The sequence below is a fragment of the Streptomyces sparsogenes subsp. cuspidosporus genome (assembly GCF_039532705.1).
Classification (GTDB): Bacteria; Actinomycetota; Actinomycetes; order Streptomycetales; family Streptomycetaceae; genus Streptomyces; species Streptomyces sparsogenes.
Map to the genome: position 1 here is coordinate 1 of NZ_BAAASD010000077.1, position 20,577 is coordinate 20,577.

The 20,577-nt window shown below is 75.4% G+C and carries 16 protein-coding genes and 1 pseudogene; 10 read left to right on the forward strand and 7 right to left on the reverse strand.

Going from position 1 to position 20,577, the window contains the following annotated elements; genetic code table 11:
• From ABFY07_RS41095 to ABFY07_RS41130, 8 genes are all read left to right on the forward strand, one after another.
• A partial coding sequence (locus ABFY07_RS41095) for an outer membrane protein assembly factor BamB family protein (protein ID WP_346179358.1) occupies nucleotides 1–1,106 on the forward strand: 1,106 nt, incomplete at its 5' end.
• A gap of 98 nt (nucleotides 1,107–1,204) precedes the next feature.
• Nucleotides 1,205–3,610 carry an outer membrane protein assembly factor BamB family protein gene (locus tag ABFY07_RS41100; RefSeq protein ID WP_346179359.1) on the forward strand — a complete coding sequence of 802 codons (2,406 nt, stop codon included), beginning with the start codon at nucleotides 1,205–1,207 and terminating at the stop codon, nucleotides 3,608–3,610.
• A gap of 4 nt (nucleotides 3,611–3,614) precedes the next feature.
• Nucleotides 3,615–5,927 (forward strand): serine/threonine-protein kinase, encoded by a 2,313-nt coding sequence (locus ABFY07_RS41105; RefSeq protein ID WP_346179360.1) that lies wholly within the window; start codon nucleotides 3,615–3,617, stop codon nucleotides 5,925–5,927.
• 192 nt (nucleotides 5,928–6,119) lie between these two features.
• Nucleotides 6,120–7,592: a DHA2 family efflux MFS transporter permease subunit gene (locus tag ABFY07_RS41110; protein WP_346179361.1), complete on the forward strand. Its 1,473-nt coding sequence runs from the start codon at nucleotides 6,120–6,122 to the stop codon at nucleotides 7,590–7,592.
• A gap of 120 nt (nucleotides 7,593–7,712) precedes the next feature.
• The gene (locus tag ABFY07_RS41115; RefSeq protein ID WP_346179362.1) at nucleotides 7,713–8,657 is read left to right on the forward strand and encodes a TIGR03564 family F420-dependent LLM class oxidoreductase; all 945 of its coding nucleotides are present in this window, start codon (nucleotides 7,713–7,715) and stop codon (nucleotides 8,655–8,657) included.
• Between the two features lie 74 nt (nucleotides 8,658–8,731).
• On the forward strand, nucleotides 8,732–9,220 hold the full coding sequence (locus ABFY07_RS41120) for a GNAT family N-acetyltransferase (RefSeq protein WP_346179363.1): 489 nt from the start codon (nucleotides 8,732–8,734) through the stop codon (nucleotides 9,218–9,220).
• Nucleotides 9,221–9,305: 85 nt separating this feature from the next.
• Complete coding sequence (locus tag ABFY07_RS41125; protein WP_346179364.1) at nucleotides 9,306–11,120, forward strand: gamma-glutamyltransferase family protein; 1,815 nt, start codon at nucleotides 9,306–9,308, stop codon at nucleotides 11,118–11,120.
• A 113-nt stretch (nucleotides 11,121–11,233) separates the two neighbouring features.
• Nucleotides 11,234–11,581: an MmcQ/YjbR family DNA-binding protein gene (locus ABFY07_RS41130; protein WP_065967350.1), complete on the forward strand. Its 348-nt coding sequence runs from the start codon at nucleotides 11,234–11,236 to the stop codon at nucleotides 11,579–11,581.
• Between the two features lie 15 nt (nucleotides 11,582–11,596).
• Here the strand turns inward: ABFY07_RS41130 and ABFY07_RS41135 are convergent, their stop codons facing one another.
• The 6 genes from ABFY07_RS41135 to ABFY07_RS41160 form a co-directional block, all read right to left on the reverse strand.
• Nucleotides 11,597–13,297, reverse strand: coding sequence for a phytoene desaturase family protein (locus ABFY07_RS41135; RefSeq protein WP_346179365.1), 1,701 nt, complete (start codon nucleotides 13,295–13,297; stop codon nucleotides 11,597–11,599).
• Between the two features lie 173 nt (nucleotides 13,298–13,470).
• Nucleotides 13,471–14,445 carry a threonine/serine dehydratase family protein gene (locus ABFY07_RS41140; RefSeq protein WP_346179371.1) on the reverse strand — a complete coding sequence of 325 codons (975 nt, stop codon included), beginning with the start codon at nucleotides 14,443–14,445 and terminating at the stop codon, nucleotides 13,471–13,473.
• Nucleotides 14,446–14,544: 99 nt separating this feature from the next.
• Nucleotides 14,545–15,183, reverse strand: coding sequence for an alpha-ketoglutarate-dependent dioxygenase AlkB family protein (locus tag ABFY07_RS41145; RefSeq protein WP_346179372.1), 639 nt, complete (start codon nucleotides 15,181–15,183; stop codon nucleotides 14,545–14,547).
• Between the two features lie 23 nt (nucleotides 15,184–15,206).
• Entirely contained in the window at nucleotides 15,207–15,701 is a 495-nt protein-coding gene (locus ABFY07_RS41150; RefSeq protein WP_346179366.1) for a methylated-DNA--[protein]-cysteine S-methyltransferase, read from the reverse strand.
• Nucleotides 15,698–17,203, reverse strand: a complete 1,506-nt coding sequence (locus ABFY07_RS41155; RefSeq protein WP_346179367.1) for an AlkA N-terminal domain-containing protein — start codon at nucleotides 17,201–17,203, stop codon at nucleotides 15,698–15,700. The genes ABFY07_RS41150 and ABFY07_RS41155 overlap by 4 nt, the downstream gene beginning before the upstream one ends.
• A gap of 168 nt (nucleotides 17,204–17,371) precedes the next feature.
• Complete coding sequence (locus tag ABFY07_RS41160; protein WP_346179368.1) at nucleotides 17,372–18,373, reverse strand: TauD/TfdA family dioxygenase; 1,002 nt, start codon at nucleotides 18,371–18,373, stop codon at nucleotides 17,372–17,374.
• A 257-nt stretch (nucleotides 18,374–18,630) separates the two neighbouring features.
• On the opposite strand from ABFY07_RS41160, the gene ABFY07_RS41165 reads away from it, so the two are divergent.
• The gene (locus ABFY07_RS41165) at nucleotides 18,631–19,959 is read left to right on the forward strand and encodes an enolase C-terminal domain-like protein (RefSeq protein WP_346179369.1); all 1,329 of its coding nucleotides are present in this window, start codon (nucleotides 18,631–18,633) and stop codon (nucleotides 19,957–19,959) included.
• A 118-nt stretch (nucleotides 19,960–20,077) separates the two neighbouring features.
• Nucleotides 20,078–20,389, forward strand: a complete 312-nt coding sequence (locus ABFY07_RS41170; protein ID WP_346179370.1) for a GNAT family N-acetyltransferase — start codon at nucleotides 20,078–20,080, stop codon at nucleotides 20,387–20,389.
• A gap of 34 nt (nucleotides 20,390–20,423) precedes the next feature.
• On the opposite strand, the pseudogene ABFY07_RS41175 reads toward ABFY07_RS41170, so the two are convergent.
• Nucleotides 20,424–20,577, reverse strand: a pseudogene (locus ABFY07_RS41175) (6-phosphogluconate dehydrogenase); the annotation flags it as partial.

Consider the following 20,577-nt stretch of genomic DNA (forward strand, 5'->3'; position numbering starts at 1 on the left):
CGTCGGCGGCGGCCGTCACCGTCTGCGCCGCGGGCGGCGGGGCGGGGTGGTGGCTGCTGCGCGGCGACGGCGGCCCGGACCCCGGCGTCCCCGGCGCCACCCCGCTGGCGCGCTACACCACCGGCACCGCGCCCGCCCCGCTGTGGAGCCGCGGCGGCCTCGCCACCGACGGCGCCGGCCCGCTGACGGCCGGCCGGGTCGTGGTCGCCCAAGTCCCCAAGGGCCTCGCCGCCTGGGCCGCGGACACCGGGGAGCCCGCCTGGACCTGGACCGACCGGGGCGCGCCGCTGCCCGCCGCGGGCCTGCTCGCGGCGGCCGGCCTGGTCCTCGCGGTCACCGCGGGCGGACGGCTCACCGCGCTGGACGCCCGTGACGGGCGGGAACGCTGGTCCCGGGCCGCCGGTGTGACGCGGCTCCTGGCCGCCGACGCCGCCCTGGCCTACGTACTGGACGGTGAACGGCGGCTGCGCGCGCTCCCACTGACCGGCGCCCGGGACCGCTGGACGATCCGAGCGGGCACCGGCACGGCCAAGGCGACCGCCGCGGTCGCCGCGGAACGGCTCGTCGTCGCGGCAGCCGACGGGACGGTGACCGCCTACCGCACCGCCGACGGCTCGGCCGCCTGGCGCCAGGACACCGGCGTGGACGCGGCCCTGACGCCCGCCGTCGCGGGCGGCACCGTGTATCTGGGCGGCGCCCGCCTGAGGGCCCTGGCCCTCGCGGACGGCGCGCCGCGCTGGACCACCCCCGCCCCCGGCACCGGCCCCTGGGGTTCCCCCGCCCCGGCCCACGGCTCCCTCCACCTCGCCTGGCAGGACCAGCTGATCGCGGTCGACGCCCGCACCGGCGAACAGAGCTGGTCCGTCCTCCCCGGGACGCACGCGCTGCCCACGACCGCCCCCGTGGTCCAGGGCCGGGCCCTGTACCACCCGCTCGGCGCGGACCCGTCGGGACCGGACGACGGGGTCGTGACCGTCGACCTGCGCAAGGCCGAGGCGGCGTGGACGCTCGGCGGCGGAGGCGAGGAGGGCTGGCACCTGACCGGCGCTGCCAACCGGGTCTTCCTGGCCCACGCCGGCACACTGCGCGCCATGCCCGTCCTGTGACCCCCCGTCACCCGGCCCTCCACGCTTCAACACCCCTAGGCTGCGGTACGTTCAGATAGCGGGGGCGCGGCACACCGTGCCGGGAGGGCTGCCGATACATGCACACCTTGCACAACGCCGATCCGCGCCGCCTCGGGCCGTTCCGGATGCTGGCCCGCCTGGGCGAGACGGACAGCGGCGTGCGGCTGCTGGGGCGGCGCGTCGGCGCCGGGCCGGCCGTCGAGGTCACCCTGGTGCGCTCCGCGCTCGCCGACGACCAGCGGATCCGCGCCCGGCTGCGGCGCGACGTGGAGGCGTCCCGGGCCGCCGCCGGCCGGTGGGTCCGCTCCGCCGAGGACGCCGACCTCGACGCGGCGGCGCCCTGGGTTGCCCACGCGTACGTGCCCGCCGTGCCGCTCGCCGACGTCGTCCGCGCCGCGCCCCGAGGGCTCCCGGAGGCCGGGGTACGGGCGCTGGGCGGCGCGCTCGCCGAGGCGTTGGAGCGGGTCCACGCGGTCGGCATGGTGCACGGCGGCATCTCCGCCGACGCCGTCCTCGTCGCCGGGGACGGGCCCCGGCTGACCGGGTTTCACCACGCGCGCCTGCCGCGCCGGGGAGCCGACGGCGGCGACGGGTCAGGCGGACACGAGGCCGGTGGGGGAGGGCGTGTCGGGGGAGAGCGCGCCGGGGGAGGGCGTGCCGGGGGAGATGACGCGTACGACAACGACACCGGCCGGTTCGCCGGGCCGGCCCCCTTCCTCTCCCCGGAACAGGCCAGGGGCCGCGCCCCCGTCCCCGCCTCCGACGTCTTCTCCCTCGGCGCCGTCCTCGCCTACACGGCCTGTGGCCGCCCCCCGTTCGGTGACGACGCGCCGCCGCAGGTGCTGTACCGGATCGCCGCCGAACCGCCGGACCTGGGCTCGCTGCCCGCCTCGCTCGCCGCGATCCTGACGGGCTGTCTGGACAAGGACCCCGCGGCCCGCCCGGAAGCCGCCGCGCTGCGCGCCGCGTTCGGCGGCGGGGGCGAGCGGACCGCGCCACCGCGGCTGCCGAGCCCGGTGGTCGCCCGGCTGGCCCGCGAGGCCGCGCAGGTGCTGGTGCTGGAGGAGCCCGCGACCGCCGACGCCCCCGCGGCCGCCCCGCCCGGCGGGCGCCCCGCGCCGGGCACCGACGGCGAGGTGCTGACGGGCGAGGAGCTGTACACCGCGGCCACGCGGGGCGAGGGGCACAACCGTGCGCGCCCGGCCGCGGACCCGCCGCCCTCCGGCACCGCGGCGGCCTCCCGCCGCGCCGTGCTCACCACCGCGGCGGCGGGCGCCGCCGTGCTGCTGGCGGGCGGTGCCACGGTGGCCGGGTGGGTGGCGGGCCGCGGCGGGCTGTCCGCCCTCACCGACCCCGGCCGGTCCCCGCGCGCCTCCGCGAGCCCGGCGGCGCGACCGCCGGCCGGCACCGCCCCGGTGGCCCGGTGGCGCTTCGACCTGACCGACGCCACCTCCGTCCCGCCCCTCGTGTGGCGCGACGAACTCGCCATCATCACCAACGCCCAGGAGGCCGTCGCGCTCGACCTGCGCACCGGCCGCCCGCGCTGGCGCCGCGACGACCTGGGCACCGACGGCACCCCGGAGCCCATCAGCCGCCGGCTCGCCCTCGTCGACATCGGCGGCAGACTCGTCGCCTTCGACGCCGGCGACGGCCACCAGCGCTGGGTGGAGTCCAGGTACTCCGGCACCGACCTGACCTTCAAGACCATGCTGTCCGTCGACGCGGACGGCCGGCACGCCTACTTCACCGCCACCGGTACGGGTGGCGCCAAGCCCCCCGCCTACGTGGTCGCGTACGACACCCGGGCCCGCCGCGAACGGTGGCGCAGCCGGCTGCCCGCCGCCTACGGCGACGACATCGGAGCGTTCCCCGCCCGCCGGTCGCTGATCGGCCTGGGATACCCCGGCGGCACGGTGGAGCTGATCTCGCTGCGGCTGTCCGACGGCCACCAGGAGTGGCGCAGACGCTTCGACGGCGTCGACACCGGCGACAAGCTCGGGATATCCCCCACCCGTGGCCTGATCTACGCCGCGCACGGGGCGAGGCTGCGCGCCGTCGACATCGACTCCGGCCGGCAGCGGTGGTCGCTGGACATCAACAGCTACGCCACGACCAAGTCCCCGCTGGGCCATCCGGTGGTCCGCCCGGGGCCGGGTGGCAGGGGCGATGTGCTGTACGTGTCCGACGGCACCAAGCTGGTCTACGCGGTGGACCCGGACCACGGCACCGAACTGTGGCGCTCCGCGCTGCCCGACGACACCGTGTGGAAGGCGACCCCCAAGCTCTCGGTCAGCCACTCGGGCCGTACCGTACTGGCCGCCGTGGCGGCGGGCGTGTTCGCGCTCGACGCCCGGACGGGGGGTGTGCGGTGGCGATTCCAGGAGAGCGGCGGCGAGCTCCTCGAGGAGTACTACGTCTACCCCGCGGGATCGTCGGCCGTCGTCGCCCACGGCGCCGCCGTGTTCCTGCTTCCGGTGGAGTGAAGGGATGACCGTGAACGTGACGGCGGACGGATCCGCCCTGCCGGTACGGCCGCTGCTCGCCCACGACCCGGAGGCGTTCGGCCGCTACCGCCTGCTCGCCCGCCTCGGCTCGGGCGGCATGGGAACCGTCTACCTGGCCCGCTCCGACGGCGGCCGGACCGTGGCCCTCAAGGCGGTCCACCGCGAGCTGGCGGAGGAGAAGGAGTTCCGGGAGCGGTTCCGGCAGGAACTCCAGGCCGTCCGGGCGCTGGGCCGAGCCGACTTCGTCCCGGCCGTCGTGGACGCCGACACCGCCGGGCCGCGGCCGTGGCTGGCCACCGAATACCTGATCGGCCCGTCGCTGGCGCAGGCCGTCGAGGCGCACGGCCCCTGGCCGTACCCCGCGACGCGCGCCCTGGGGGCGGCGCTCGCCCGGGGCCTGGCCACGGTGCACCGCCACGGCCTGGTGCACCGGGACCTGAAGCCCTCCAACGTGCTGATCACCGCCGACGGGCCCAAACTGATCGACTTCGGGCTCGCCCGGGCCGTGGGCGCCGAGCGGCTGACCCGCACCGGCCGCCAGGTGGGCACCCCGGCCTACATATCGCCCGAACAGGCGCGCCCCGTCGGCGGGCAGAGCGTCGGACCGCCCGCCGACGTGTTCGCGCTGGGCGGCCTGCTGGTGTACGCCGCCACCGGCCGGGCGCCGTTCGGCGAGGGCGAGGCCAACGACGTCCTGTACCGCGTGGCGTACGCGGAGCCCGACCTGGCCGGGCTGCCCGAGGAGCTGTGGCCGCTGATCGTCGGCGCCCTGGCCAAGGACCCCGCCGACCGGCCCGCCGCCGAGCGGATCGCCCGCGCCCTGGCGGGAACGGGCGAGGACGGCGGGCGGGAAGGGCGGGACGAGTGGGACGAGTGGGACCGCGAACCCCCGGGGCGGGGCGAGGGATTCGCCGGGCGGCTCCCCGTCGGCGTCCTGCATGACCTCGCGCTGCGCACCGCCACCGTCTGGGACCCGGAGGTGCGTCGGAGCGGGGAGCCCGCCGCCCCGCCGCCCGCCGGCCTCACCGACGCGCCACCGCCCCAGGACGGCCCGCGCCCGGCCCGCCGGAGGCTGCTGCTGGGCGGGCTGGGCGCCCTGGCCGCCGCCGGGGTGGCGGGCGGCGTGTGGTGGGCGGCGGGCTCCGGTGACCGGGACACCCGCGGCGGCTCCCGGCCCGCCCCCGGCGCCACCGGCCCGGACACCGCGCCCCAGCCGCTGTGGGAGTACCGCGGCCCCATCGGGGACCTGGGCCGGCCGCTGCTCCACCGGGACGTCATCGCCCTGCAGGCCGACCCGGGCGACGGCGTCCTCGGCGTGGACGCCCGCCGCGGCACCCTGCGCTGGACCGCGCCCGCGGTGTCCGGGTACACGCCGGTGGCCTGCGGCGGCCTCCTCGTCATGAAGGCCGCCTACGCCGACGGGGACGACCGGCTGGCGATGATCGACCCCGCCGACGGCAGGACCTGGTACTCCGATCCGCTGGGGATCACCTTCCGCTTCATGGACCTCCCGGTCTGCGCCGCGGACGGCCGCACCGCGTATGTGGTCGGCCACTCGGGCCCGCACCGCGACGGAATGCCGGACACCCGGCGCCGCTTCCTGCTGGCGTACGACACGGCGGCCCGCAGGGTGCGCTGGCGCCGGGAGCTGGCGCGCGGCGAGGCCCAGGCGCTCCCCGGCCGGGTGGCCGCCGGCCGGCTGGTGCTCGTCGACGCCGGCTCGGTGGCCGCGTACGACACGGCCGACGGCCGACGGCGGTGGACCGTGAAACTGCCGGACGACGGCCTGATCGACGAAGGCGGCAGTCAGGTGCCGGCCTGGCGGACCGCGGTGGCGCGGGACACCGTGCTGGTGTGCGGGCGCGGGCTCACCGCGCTCGACCTGCGCACCGGCCGTGCGCGCTGGCGGATCGACCCGGACCAACTGCCCTCCGGCACGGGCGAGGGGCCGGTGTTCGGCGCCCCCGCCGTGGCGGACGGGGTCGCCTACCTCACGGTGCTGGGCACGCATGTGTTCGCCATCGACCTGGCGTCCCATCATGTGCGGTGGAAGTGGGCCGCGGACACCGATCTGGCCCTGCCGCCCGCCCCCACCACGGTGGCCGGCGGGCTGGTCTTCCCGCCCTCCTCCGACAGCCGCGCCGCCGCCGTCGCGGTGAACCTCAGGACCGGCCGGACGCGGTGGACCCTCCGCGACTCGTCCGGCTCCTTCCTCGGCACCACGGGGCTGCTGGCGGGCCGGGACCGGCTGTACGTGGTGCGCGGCAAGTCGATCCGGGCGCTGCCGCTGTCCTGACGCCCGCCCGCCTGATGCCCCCGGCGCTTCGTCTCCCGCCGCCTCGTCCCCCGGTGAGCGGCGCGGAGGGCCGAACGACACGCCGGAGCCGGCCGCGGGTTGACTTGAACCTTGGTTGATGTCCGAGTCTCGGGACGCGGGCGGGCAAGGCGCCCGCCCACCCGGCCCCGGCTACGAAGACAAGGCTCCGTCATGGCACCTACCACGCACACTTCAGGCGACGCCCCGCCCACCACACCCCGGCTGGCGGTCCTCGCCTCCGTGGTCACCCTCGGCTCCATCATGTCGGTGCTGGACACCACCGTCGTGAACGTCGCCATCAACCCGTTGGCCGAGCGGTTCGACGCGCCGCTCGCCACGGTCCAGTGGGTGGCCTCCGGCTACTCCCTGGCCCTGGCCGCGGTGATCCCGGTGACGGCCTGGGCGATCCGGCGGTTCGGCACCAAACGCGTCTACATGACGGCCATCGCGCTGTTCACCCTGGGCTCCCTGCTGGCCGGCACGGCCTGGTCGATCGAGTCGCTGGTGGCCTTCCGGATGGTGCAGGGCCTGGGCGGCGGCATGATCGTGCCCACCGGCATGACGATCATGATGCGGGCCGCCACCCCCGAGACCATGGGCCGCATCATGAGCATCATGGGCATCCCCATCCTCATCGGCCCCGTCAGCGGACCGGTGCTGGGCGGCTGGCTGGTGGACTCCTTCTCCTGGCGCTGGATGTTCACCATCAACGTGCCCATCGGTGCCCTCGCCCTGCTCGTCGCCGCCCGCGCCCTGCCCCGGGCCCAGGGCGCGCCCGGCCGGCGGCTGGACGTCCCCGGCCTGCTGATGCTCTCCCCGGGCCTGGCCGCGCTCCTCTACGGGCTGTCCACCGGCGCGGAGCGGCGCGACTTCGGCGACCTGGGCGTGCTGCTCCCGGCGGCCGTGGGGGCCGCGCTGGTCGTGGGCTTCGTCCTGCGGGCCCGCACCTCCCCGCACCCGCTGATCGACCTGCGCCTGTACCGCGACCGCGCCTTCACGGCCGGCGCGGTGACGCTGGCCCTGTTCGTCGTCGGCTACTTCGGCAGCATGCTGCTCCTGCCCATGTACTTCCAGGTGGTGCGCGGCGAGAGCGTCACGGCCTCCGGTGTGCTGGGCGCCCCGCTGGGACTGGCGGCCGGCGTGACCATGCAGTTCTCCGGGCGTCTCGCGGACCGGGTCCCGCCGCGCCGGCTGGTGGCCGGCGGGGTCGCCACGGCGGCGCTCGGCATGGGTCTGCTGACCGCGCAACTGTCGGACAACCTCGCCTACTGGCGGCTGGCCCTCTCGCTCCTCGTGCTGGGCACCGGCGTCGGCCTGACCATGATGCCGACCATGGCCGCCGCCACCCGCGGGATCTCGCCCGACGACGCCCCCTCGGCCTCGACGGCCCTTCAGATCACCTCCCAGGTGGCGGCCGCGGTCGGGGTGGCCCTCTTCTCCGTCACCCTCTCCGTCAACGGCGGCGGCGCCACCACCCCGACCCACTCGGGGCCGTTCGCCGACACCTATCTGTGGGCCGTGGCCCTCATGCTGGCCGCCGTGCTCCCCGCGCTGCGCCTCCCGGGCCGCCCCCCGGCGGCCATCCCGGTGGCGCCCCCGGCGGCGCAGGCCCCGGCCGAGCGGCCCGCCCAGGAACGCGCCTGACACTCCGACAGCCCCAGAATTCTTAACCTGGTAAATTTGCTTACCGGGTTAAGATCTGTGCCCGGCCCCCGCCGGACGGCGAGGGCCGCTGTCCGCCGACCGTCGATACGGAGCAACGTCATGCGCATCGGTGTCGCCCTGCCCACCGACCACCACCAGCTGTCCCGCGAGGCCAACTCCGTCGACACCCTCATCGGCCAGGTGCGGGAACTGGCCGACGCCGGGGTGTCCGCGGCCTGGTTCACCCAGCGGTTCGACCACGACGCCATCACGGTGGCCGCCCTGGCGGCCCGTGAGGTCCCCGGCATCGACATCGGCACCGCGGTCGTGCCGATCCACCCCCGCCACCCCATCACCCTGTCCATGCAGGCCCAGACCGCCCAGGCGGCCTCCCACGGGCGCTTCACCCTCGGCGTCGGGCTGTCGGTCAAGTCCTTCGTCGAGCAGACCTACGGGCCCACCCCGCACCCCCGCGTCCGGCACCTGCGCGAACACCTCGAAGCCCTGCGCTCCTTGCTGGAGACCGGCGCGGTCGACCTCCAGGGCGACACGCTCGTCGCCAGGACCTCGCTGCCGGCCAGTGTGCCGGGCGCCCGCCCGAGGGTGCCGGTGCTGGTCGCGGCGGCGGGGGAGCAGACCCTGCGCGCCGCCGCCGAACTCGCCGACGGAGCGCTGCCGATCCTCTCCGGACCGCGCACCCTCGCCGAGTACACCGTGCCCACCCTCACCCGCCACGCCGCGGCCGCCGGCCGCCCCGCCCCCCGCGTCGCCGCCATCGTCTCCGGCGTGGTCACCGCCGACGTGGCGGGCGCCCGGGCCCGCGCCGAGGAGAACATGGCGCACTACGCGACCCTCCCCGCCTACCGCGCCGCCCTGGACCGCGAAGGCATCGACAACCCCGCCGACCTCGTCGCCATCGGCGACGAGGAGCTGCTCGCCGCCCAGGTGGCCGCGTACGCCGAGGCGGGCGTGACCGAACTGGTCTACACCCAGACCGCCATCGGCTCCCCCGAGGACGAGCGCCGCACCTGGAAACTCCTCGGCGAACTGGCCCAGCGGGCCTGACCCGCGACCGGCCGGCGGAGGCGGCGCGCGCAAACCATTGGCGGGCCCGCGCGCCCCCTCGGCATCATGTCCGGATGCTGATCAGGGAAGCCACCGCGCGGGACTGGCCCGCCATCTGGCCCTTCTTCCACGAGATCGTCGCCGCGGGCGAGACGTTCACCTATCCGCCCGACCTCGGCCGGGAACAGGGCCGCGACTGGTGGCTCCTGGCGCCGACGAACCGGACGGTCGTCGCCGTCGACGAAGCGGGCACGGTCCTCGGCACGGCCAAGATGAACAACAACCACATGGGCAACGGCGCGCACATCGCGAGCGCCAGCTACATGGTCGACCCGGCGCACTCCGGGCGGGGCGTGGGCCGCGCGCTGTGCCAGTACTCGCTGGACTGGGCGCGGGCGGCCGGCTTCCGCCGGATGCAGTTCAACGCGGTCGTGGAGACCAACGCGCACGCGGTGCGGCTCTACCGGTCGCTCGGCTTCGAGGTGCTGGGCACCCTGCCGGAGGGCTTCCGCCACCCGACCGAGGGCTACGTGGGCCTGCACATCATGCACCGCGCCCTGTGACCCGCCGGAGCGCACTCCTCGGGGGACTTGCCCGCGGCCGCGCCCGCGCTCCACCATCGAGCCGTACCCGGACCAGGAGCTTCTGATGTTCACCACCCGCCCCACCCTCCAGGGCACCTTCGGCATGGTGTCCTCCACCCACTGGCTGGCCTCCCAGTCGGCCATGGCCGTGCTGGAGGACGGCGGCAACGCCTTCGACGCGGCCGTGGCCGCCGGGTTCGTGCTGCACGTCGTCGAGCCCCACCTGAACGGACCGGCCGGCGAGGTGCCGATCATCCTCGCCCCGGCGGGCGGCACGCCCACCGTCCTGTGCGGGCAGGGCCCGGCCCCCGCCGGGGCCACCATCGACCACTACACCTCGCTCGGCCTCGACCTGGTCCCCGGTACCGGCCCGCTCGCCGCGGCCGTGCCCGGCGCGTTCGACGCGTGGATGCTGCTGCTGCGCGACCACGGCACCAAGCAACTCGCCGAGGTCCTGAAGTACGCCATCGGCTACGCCGAACACGGCCACCCCGCAGTGGAGCGCGTCGGCGAGACCGTCGAGACCGTGCGCGAGCTCTTCGAGACCGAGTGGACCACCTCGGCCGAGCTGTACCTGCCCGGCGGCCGGGCCCCCGCGCCCGGGCGGCTGCTGAAGAACCCCGCCCTCGCCGCGACCTGGCGGGCGCTGGCCGCCGAGGCCGAGGCGGGGAGCAAGGGGTCCGGCCGCGAGGCCCGGATCGACGCGGCCCGCCGGGTCTGGCGCGAGGGCTTCATCGCCGAGGCGCTGGCCGAGGCCGCCGCCCGGCCCACCCTGGACTCCTCCGGGGAGCGCCACGCCGGCACCCTCACCGGCGACGACCTCGCCGCCTTCGCCGCCGGCTACGAGGCCCCCGTCCGCTACGACTGGGAGGGCTGGACCGTGTGCAAGGCGGGGCCCTGGAGCCAGGGCCCGGTGCTCCTGCAGCAACTCGCCCTGCTGCCGCCCGGCCTGACCGCCGATGACCTGGGCACCCCCGACCTTCTGCACACCCTCATCGAGGGCGGCAAGCTGGCCATGGCCGACCGCGAGGCCTGGTACGGCGACGCCGCCGACGTCCCGCTGGACGACCTGCTCTCCGCCCCGTACAACGACCGGCGCCGGACGCTCATCGGCGAGCGCGCCTCCCGGGAGCTGCGCCCCGGGCGGCCCGGCGGCCGCGAGCCGCGCCTGAGCAAGCAGGCCCTGGCCGCGGTCGCGCGCTCGGCGTCCCGCGACCCGGAGCCCGCCACCGCGCCCGGCGCCGGCGAGCCGACCGTCGGCCCCGACGGCACCACCCGGGGCGACACCTGCCACCTCGATGTCGTCGACCGCTGGGGAAACATGGTCGCCGCCACCCCCAGCGGCGGCTGGCTGCAGTCCAACCCCGTGATCCCCGCCCTCGGCTTCCCGCTCGGCACCCGGCTGCAGATGACCTGGCTCGACCCCGGGCTGCCGGGCTCCCTCACCCCCGGCCGCCGCCCCCGCACCACCCTCACCCCCTCCCTCGCCCTGCGCGGCGGCACCCCCGTGATGGCCTTCGGCACCCCCGGCGGCGACCAGCAGGACCAGTGGAGCACGCACTTCTTCCTCGCCGTCGCCCTGCGGCCGCCCGTGCGCTCCGGGCTCGATCTGCAGGGCGCGATCGACGCGCCCAACTGGCACCAGGAGAGCTTCCCCGGCTCGTTCCACCCGCGGTCGATGGCCGCGGGGAAGGTCGTGGTCGAGTCCCGGATCGGCGAGCCCGCCATCGCCGGGCTCCGCCGCCGCGGCCATGACGTCACGGTCGGCGGCGCCTGGACCGAGGGGCGGCTGTGCGCGGTCGCCCGCGACCCCGACACCGGCGTCCTCCTCGCGGCCGCCAACCCGCGCGGCGCGCAGGGCTACGCCGTGGGCCGCTGACGCCGGGGCGCACGCCCCGCATTCGTCCGCCGGCGTCCGTCGCCCGGCGTTCGCCGGCCCGTTGTGGGCGGTCCGGCCGGGCGGGTGTCGGTGGCGTGCCTTACGGTCGTCCCATGACCACGTCCGACGATGTCCGTGCATTCGCGCTGTCGCTCCCCGGGACGACCGAGAAGATCGCCTGGTCCATGCCCACCTTCCGGGTCGCCGGGAAGATGTTCGCCACCCTCCCCGAGGACGAGACCTCGATGGCCGTCAGGTGCCCGAAGGTGGAGCGCGACGAGCTGGTCCTGGCCGAGCCGGAGAAGTTCTGGATCGCCGACCACGAGGCGAGCTTCGCCTGGGTGCGGGTGCGGCTCGCCGCGCTGGACGACATCGACGAGATGCGCGACATCCTCCTGGACTCCTGGCGGCAGGCCGCCCCGCCCAGGCTCCTGGAGCAGCGGGCGGGGCAGGCCGGGTGAGGCCGCCGCGGGCCGTCAGCCGATGCGGGCCAGGCCCTTCGCCTCGCGGCGGGCCCGGCCGCGGGAGACCCTGAGTGGATCCCAGCCCGGCCCGCGGTCGGGGAGCAGCGAGGGGTCTCCCACGACGGCCCCTCGGTGCACCTCCGCCAGCAGTCGGCGGCCCAGCACATGGGAGGCACACACCATCCCGCCGGTGGCCGCCCCGCCCACCCCGCTGCCGTACCGGGTGCTCTGGCCGACCACATACAGCCCCTCCACGCCGGTGCGCACATCGGGGCGCTTGCCGACGCCGCCCCAGTTGGCCAGCCCGTAGGGGGTGCCGCCGCTGGCGCGGATGTAGCGCTCGTTGGTCAGCGGGGTGGCGGTCTCCAGATGGGTGATGTGGTCCCGGAAGGGCCCGACGACCTCTTCCGCGGTGGCCACCATGGCCTCGGTGACCTGCTTCTTCCGCGCCACATAGGCGGCGTTGCGGCGATAGGGCCCGCCGTCGGCCGGCCCCTTGTCCACGCCCCAGAACGCATGGCCGGGCGGGCAGACCGTCATGAGCTGGAAGTTGCTGTGCCCCGGCGGGCACACGTTGGGCGCGCCGGCGTCCTTGACCGAGGCGAAGGAGAAGATCAGCTGGGGAATCTCCCGCATCCCCTCCTCGATCATCCTGGCGTGCGTCCGCTCCAGGTCGTCGTCGGCGTGCCACCAGATGTTGGCGTTGGGGGTGTCGGGCAGCTCCGTGTCCAGTGCGACGTACACCGCGGTCAGCGGGAAGCGCATGGTCGCCTCGCGGGTCTGTCTGACCAGGTGGGAGGGGAAGACCGCCTCTCCGCCGCACAGGTCCAGGACCGTCCTGCGGTAGTCGGCGTTGGAGATCACCAGGGGCGCCGTGATCCGCTCGCCGTCGGTGAGTTCGACCCCGACGGCCGTGTCGTCCTCGACGAGGATACGGGCCACCGAGGTGCGGGTGCGCAGCTCCCCGCCGTATCCCTCGAGTGCCTCGACCAGGGCGGCCACCAGCACCTGCCCGCCGCCCTCGGGGTAGTAGGCGCCGCGCAGATAGTGGTCCATCAGGTTGGCGTGCACGGAGAAGCTCACATCGGCGGGCAGCGCCCCGTAGTTGCCGAACTGCGCGGCCAGCACCGTTCTGGCCCTGGCGGAGAAACCGCAGTGGTCGAACACCGCGCCGAGGGACCGCCGGCTCCAGCGGGTCACCTCGGGGGACGCGCGGTAGAGGTCGATGACGGGCTCGCCCAGCAGACTCGCCCGGCTCAGCGCGGTGGTGGTCTTGGCGAGGTCGATGAACCGGTCGATCCCGGCGGCCTCGCCGGGCAGCGCGCGCTTCAGCCGGTCGCGGTAGTTGTCCCAGCCCGCGGGCACGTCCAGCGTGACCGTGGGGGTGATCACCCGGTCGAAGCCGCGCTCGTTGTCCATCGGCCGGAACCGCACCCGGTCGCCGACGCCGAGCCCGGAGAGGACGGCCGGGATGATCCCGTCCTCCCCGCAGTCGCCCAGGTAGTGGGTGCCGACGTCGAACTCGTAGCGCCGCCGCCTGCGGAAGACATGCGCGTTGCCACCCGCCACGTCGTGCTGTTCCAGCACCAGGACGCGGCGGCCGTCGGCGGCCAGATAGCCGCCGCACACCAGCCCGCCGATGCCGCTGCCGACGATGATCGCGTCATAGCGATCCGGCCGCGCCTTCCGGCCCGAGGCCACCTCGGTGGTCATCCCCGCCCCCCGCCCTCGCCGTTCAGGACTTGACCCCATGAACTCGGCCTCAATATACGCAGCGTCACGGGGGGAGAACGGCGAGAACCCGGTTTTCCGTGACGGCCGACCAGGTCACCGTCCGGAGCCCTGTCCACCATGCGGGCAGAACGCGCGGCGACGGCCGCCGACGGTTATCGGGTCCCGACGCCCAAGCGGCCCGCCCAGGACATGACGTCCGCCGTGGTCGCGTTGCCGCCGCAGACCACCAGACCCAGCCGGACGCCCTCGCCGACCCGCTCCACCACCCGCCGCGCGGCCGGGAGGAGACAGCCGGCGGCGGGCTCGGCCCACACCTTCGCGTGCTCGGCGAGGTCGAGGGTGCCCCGCACCGCCTCGGCGTCGGAGACCACGAGCACCTCGGTGACCAGCTCGGACACATGGTCGTAGGTGAGCCGGGAGACGGACGGCGCGCTGAGCGTGGTGACGATCGAGGAGAGCGCGACCGGCACCGGGCCGCCCGCGGCCAGCGCCTCGGACATGGCCTCGGCGCCCGCGGTCTCCACACCCCAGATCCGCACCCCGGGCCGCCGGGCCCGCAGCGCGGCCGCGACACCGGCGATCAGCCCGCCGCCGCCGATGCTGACCAGCACATCGGTCAACTCGCCCGCGTCGTCGGCCAGTTCCAGGCCCACGGTGCCCTGGGCGGCGACCACCACGGGGTCGTCGTAGGGGTGCACCAGCGTCAGCCCCTCGTCCCGCAGCCGGGACATGAGGGCGAACGCGCCGTCCATGTCGTCCATCAGACGGACGGTGGCCCCCGCCGCCTCCGCCGTCTCCACGGACCGCGCGGGCGCCGACCGGGGCATCACGACGGTCGCCTTCACATCCAGGGCGGCGGCCATGACCGCGACCCCGATCCCGTGGTTGCCACCGCTGACCGCCACCACCCCCGCCGCGCGGTCGGCCTCGCTCAGCGACAGCAGCTTCGCCGCCGCCCCGCGCGCCTTGAAGGAGCCGGTGCGCTGCAGCAACTCCAGCTTGGCGGTGACCGGAACCCCGAGCAGCGCGGTGAGACCCGGGCTCGGCACGGCCGGGGTGCGCACGACGTGTCCGGCGATCCGCTCGGCGGCCGCCTCGATGGCCGCGATGTCCGTGAGACCCGTGATGCCCGCCACGTCGTCCGCCTTCCTGTGAGGGTGCCGGGCGCGCCGCCGGTCCTCGCCGCCGTCGCCCGCGATCACCACCCTAACCACCGCACCGCGCGCTCAGGAGGAGTCCTGGAGCCCCGTCACCCGCAGGGTGATGTTCAGCCGCCCCGTCCTGAGCCCGGTGGCGGGGTCGCCGGTGCCCGCGAGGACCCTGGGCACGCCGTGGTAGACGTACCGCGAGGGCCCGCCGAACACGAACAGGTCGCCCGAGGCCAGCTCGATGTCGGTGTACGGCCTGGTGCGGGTCGCGGTGTTGCCGACCCGGAAGACACAGGTGTCGCCGATGCTCAGCGACACCACCGGCGCGGAGGACTTCTCGTCCTTGTCCTGGTGCATGCCGAGCGTGGCCTGGCCGTCGTAGAAGTTGATCAGCGCGGTGTCGGGGGTGTAGCCGGCCGCGGCCGCCTCGTCCCCGTACGCCTCGGCCAGCGCGCGGCGGCCCAACTCCACCAGCCATTCGGGGAACTCGGCGACCCGGGCGCCGTTCACGTCGTCGGCCGTACGGCTGTACCGGTAGGGCAGCCAGTGCCAGCCGACGCACACCGTCCGCACGGACATGACGCCTCCGCTCGGCAGCCTGGTGTGCCGGATCGGGACGGGCCCGCCGGCCCAGGCCCGGCAGGCCGCGACGAGCCGGCGCTGCTGCCCCGGCGTGAGCCAGCCCGGCACATGCACCGCGCCCGGCGCCACCTCCATGCGGGGGCGGGGGAACAGCGCGCTCACACGCCCTCGTGGGCCAGCAGCCGCCGCTTGCGCTCCAGGCCGCCGGCGTAGCCGGTCAGCGAGCCGTTCGCGCCGATCACCCGGTGGCAGGGGCGCACCACCAGCAGGGGGTTGGCGCCGAGCGCCGTGCCCAGGGCGCGCACCGCCCCGCGCGGGGCCCCGATCCGCTCGGCGAGCCCGCCGTAGGTGGTCGTGGTGCCGTAGGGGATGGTGTCCAGGGCCTCCCAGACCCGCCGCTGGAAGGCGCTGCCGCGGGTCACGTACTCCAGGTCGAACCGGGTCAGCTCGCCCTCGAAGTACGCGCTCAGCTGGGCGCGGACCTCACCGAACGCCTCCGGCGTCCGCCGCCACCCCTCCGCCACGACCGCGCCGCCCTTCTGGCCGGGCACGGACAGGGAGGCCAGGGCCGTGCCGCCCTTGGCGGTGGTCGACTCCTCGCCCACCAGCAGCAGTTCGCCCAGCGGGCTGTCCATCGTCGTGTAGACCGTCATCGGTCGTTCCTTTCCCGGTGTTCCTCGTCGTTCGCGCGGCCCGCGGCGGCGTGCCGGAAGTGGTGCATCGCGTAGCTGCGCCAGGGCCGCCAGGCCTCGGAGTCCACCGCCTCCGCGCCCGCGCGCCGCATCCCGGACCGTACGGCCGCGTCCGAGGTCAGCAGCACATCGGGGTCGGCCAGCGCCCGCATGCGGATGTAGCCGGCCGTCCAGGGGCCGACGCCGCGCAGGCCCAGCAGCGCCTTCTCGGTCTCGTCCCGGTCGGCGCCGGGATCGAGCAGGACGGTGCCGTCGGCGAGCGCAGCGCCCACGGCGCGCACCGCCTCACGGCGAGCGGCGGGCATCCCCAGTTCGCCCAGCGCCGCCCCGGCCAGCCGCTCAACCCTGGGGAAGAGATGGGTCAGCCCGCCGCTCGGGGTCTGCAGCGGCTCGCCGTACGCGGCCAGCAGCGCCTCGCCGAGCCTGCGGCCCGCGGCCACCGAGACCTGCTGGCCCAGCACCGCGCGGACCGCCAGCTCCTGCGGATCGGCCGCGCCGGGCGCGCGCAGCCCCGGCCGCAGGGCCACCAGCGGGGCCAGCGCGGGGTCCGCGGCCAGCCGCTCGCCGACCGCGTAAGGATCGGCGTCCAGGTCGAACAGGCGGCGTACGCGCTGGGTGGCGCAGGTCAGATCGCGCAGGTCGCACAGGTGCAGCCGGCACTCCAGCCAGCCGCCCGCGCCGGGCGCCTCGTCGACCTCGGCGATCCCGGCGCCGCTCGGCAGCCGCAGGGTGCGCCGGTAGGTCCGGGCGCCGCGCTCCCCGGTGATCTCCTCGAGGCCCGCGAGGGCGCGGTCGCCCAGGTAGTCGAAGACCTCCGCGGCGGCGTAGGGGCCGCGGAAGGCGAGCCGCAGCGGGATCCCTGCGGCGCCGTCCCCGGAGCCGACCGGGCCGAAGCGCGCGGTCTGGCCGGGGCGGGCGGCGCGCAGCTCGCTGGGCGTGGTGGCGTAGATCTCGCGGATGGTGTCGTTGAACTGCCGCACGCTGGCGAAGCCGGCCGCGAAGGCGATCTCGGCGGCCCGCATGCCGGTGGTCTGGAGCAGGATCCGGGCGGTGTGGCCGCGCTGGGCCCGGGCGAGGGCGAGCGGGCCGGCGCCCAGTTCGGCGTTGAGCTGGCGCTGCACCTGCCGGGCGCTGTAGCCCAGCCGCCCGGCGAGCCCGGCCACCCCCTCGCGGTCGACGACGCCGTCGCCGATCAGCCGCATCGCCCGGCCGACCACATCGGCCCGGGCGTTCCACTCGGCGGACCCGGGCACCGCGTCCGGGCGGCAGCGGCGGCAGGCCCGGAAGCCGGCGCCCTGGGCCGCGGCCGCGGTCGGGTAGAAGCGGATGTTCTTCCGCTTGGGCGTGATCGCGGGGCAGCTCGGCCGGCAGTAGATCCCGGTGGTGGAGACGGCGAAGAAGAACTCGCCGTCGAAGCGGGCGTCGCGGCTGCACACCGCCTCGTACTTGCCGTCGTCGGTCATCACCCCTCCACTGTGCGGCAGCGCGGGGCGGGGTGCTGGCGGAAATCGGACATGGCCTTCGTGGCGCCCGGCGGGGCCGCCCCGCCGGGGTGGTCCGCCCCCGTGGTCCGCCCGCGCGGTCGCGGTCGCGCGGGCGCGCGGGAGCCTCAGCGGCGGGGCGCCGGCGCCTCAGCCGGCCGTCGCGGGGACGGGCGCGGTCGCGGGGCGGTGGGCGTAGCAGCGCCGCAGCCAGCGGGCGCGCCCCTCGGCGGCCGGCTGGAAGGGTACCCGGCGGTGCATCACCCGGCGGTTGTCGAAGATGTGGAACCCGCCCTCCTCGACCATCACCGGCAGGCCGGGCAGCCCGGCCGCGTGGCGCTCGAAGTCGGCCAGCGCCGCCCGCGCCCCGGGGGTGTGGCCGGTGAGCCTGCCGGGGCCGTAGCGCAGGGCCGCGTTGCCGTCCGGGAGCGTCCACAGCACGGGGACCACGGTGCGGCTCAGGGGCCTGCCGTGGTCGTCGGTGGTGTACGACTCGGGCGCGGTCACCGTGAAGTCGGGGCGCCGCAGCGCCTCGGCCGTCCGGTCCGGCAGCGTCTCGAGGACGGTGTCGACGGGCAGCAGGTCGGTGGGCACCCGCTCGTCGTTGCGCATGCCGAAGAAGGACAGGTAGTGGGGGATGGCCTCGGCGGCGTCCGCCTCCGGCCGGTGGTCGAGCACCGAGTCGTCGGTGTGCCAGTCGAGGGGCTGCGCGTACCCCCAGGAGGTGAGGGTGTCGGCCGAGGCGGCGCGGGGCGCCACGTTCCTGATCAGACGGCCGTCGTTCTCCCACGGGTAGGCGATCGGGGTGAGCCCGAGCAGGTGCAGGATGCCGAAGTGCACCAGGTTGGGCGTGCGCAGCAGCGATTCGTCGCAGAACCCGTCCCGGGGGGTGGGCACGGGTTCGTGGGGGCCGGGCAGATTGGCCAGGGTGAGCCACGCGGTGGGGGAGTACCGCCACTGCGCGAGGGCGTCGAGGACCTCGGCGGGCAGATGGTTGCGCAGGTGCTTGGCACCGTACTCCAGATAGAGGTCCGGGCCGGTGTCGGGCAGCGCGTCGCCGAGCTCGGTGACCGCGTCCAGGGCGGCCCCCGCCGCGGCCTTGGACGGGTCCGGGATGTGCAAGGTGTGAATACCGCTGCGGCTCTTGGTCATGATCTTGACCCTACGAACACCCCGCTCGCATGTTCGCCTTCTGTGGAAGATTTGAGGCGATTCTGAGCTTGTCGCCCCGGCATCCGCCCGCTTCTCCCTGGTCGACCGGGGTACAGCGGCGGGCGGTCAGCGTAATCCGTGGCCGTGGACCCATTGACCCGGCGTGTTCGCCACCTTAGCCTCCATCTACATACATAGACAGCGTGCACGTATGTGGGGCAGGTCGCTGTAACCACCCGGGACCGAGGAATCCGTCAATGAGCCAGCCAACCATCACCGCCTTCTCCGTCTACCCGGTCGCCGGCCGGGACTGCATGGAGCTCAACCTCTCCGGGGCGCACGGCCCCTACTTCACCCGCAACGTGGTCGTCCTCGAGGACTCCGAGGGACGCACGGGCCTGGGGGAGGTCCCGGGCGGTGAGAAGATCACGCAGACGCTGCGCGACGCCGCCTCCCTCGTCGTCGGCGCCCGCGTGGGCGACTACAAGCGCGTCCTGCGCGAGATCGCGGACCGGTTCGCCGACCGCGACGCGGGGGGAAGGGGGTTGCAGACCTTCGACCTGCGCACCACCGTGCACGCCGTCACCGCGGTCGAGTCGGCGCTGCTCGACCTGCTGGGACAGCACCTCGAGGTCCCCGTCGCGGCGCTCCTGGGCGACGGGCAGCAGCGCGACTCCGTCCGGGTCCTCGGCTATCTGTTCTACGTCGGCGACCCCGGCCGCACCGACCTGGAGTACGTGCGCGAACCGGACGCCGGCGCGGAGTGGTACCGCATCCGGCACGAGGAGGCGCTGACCCCCGAGGCGATCGTCCGCCAGGCCGAGGCCACCTTCGACCTCTACGGCTTCCGCGACTTCAAGCTCAAGGGCGGGGTCCTGGAGGGCCACGAGGAGGTCAAGGCCGTCCGGGCGCTCAAGGAGCGCTTCCCCGAGGCCCGGATCACCCTCGACCCCAATGGCGCCTGGTCGCTGCGCGAGGCCATCGAGCTGTGCCGGCCCCTGGTCGGCACGCTCGCCTACGCCGAGGACCCCTGCGGGGCCGAGGGCGGCTACTCGGGGCGTGAGGTCCTGGCCGAGTTCCGGCGCGCCACCGGCCTCCCCACGGCCACCAACATGGTCGCCACCGACTGGCGCCAGATGACCCACGCCCTGGCCCTCCAGTCGGTGTCCATCCCGCTCGCCGACCCCCACTTCTGGACCATGCAGGGCTCGGTGCGGGTCGCCCAGCTCTGCCATGAGACGGGGCTGACCTGGGGATGCCACTCGAACAACCACTTCGACATCTCCCTGGCGATGGTCGCCCACTGCGGCGCCGCAGCCCCGGGCGAGTACAACGCCCTGGACACCCACTGGATCTGGCAGGAAGGGCTGGAGCGGCTCACCGTGGACCCGCCGCGGATCGTGGGCGGCGAGGTCGCCGTCCCCGACCGCCCGGGCCTCGGTGTCCAGCTCGACGAGGACCGCCTCCTGGCCGCCCATGAGCTCTACCGGGAGAAGGCCCTCGGGGCGCGGGACGACGCGGCCGCGATGCGGTACCTCGTCCCGGACTGGACCTTCGACAACAAGCGGCCCTGCCTGGTGCGCTAGCCGCCTCGCGTCCGCCCGGGGCCCTCGGGCCCCCGAGGGCCCCGGGCGGGACCCGAGCGTACGGTGGGACCGGCCGATTCATCGAGACGGTCCGATCCCCCGTACCGCAGGAGGAACAGTGGAACCACGCGTCACGGACAACCCGGAGCAGTCGCGCTTCGAGATCTTCGACGGCGAGAGCGGGGAGCTCGCGGGCTTCGCGGAGTACGAACGCTCGAACGACCAGATGGCGTTCACCCACACCGAGATCGACCCCCGCTTCGAGGGCAGGGGTCTCGGCGGGCGGCTGGTGCGCGGGGCCCTCGACTCGGCCCGGGAGGCGCACCTCGAGGTGCTGCCGTTCTGCTCCTTCGTACGGAGCTGGATCGGCAAGCACCCCGAGTACATCGCCCTGGTGCCCGAGGACCGGCGCCCGCGCTTCCAGCTGTGAGCCGGCCGCCCGGGCGGCCGGCTCAGTCCTGGCGCTACATGTCGGACCGGCCATCCCGGGCCTCGACCGCGTGGCCGCCGAACTGGTTGCGCAGCGCGGCGATCATCTTCATCTGCGGGGAGTCGTCCTGGCGGGACGCGAAGCGGGCGAAGAGCGAGGCGGTGATGGCGGGCAGCGGCACGGCCTTG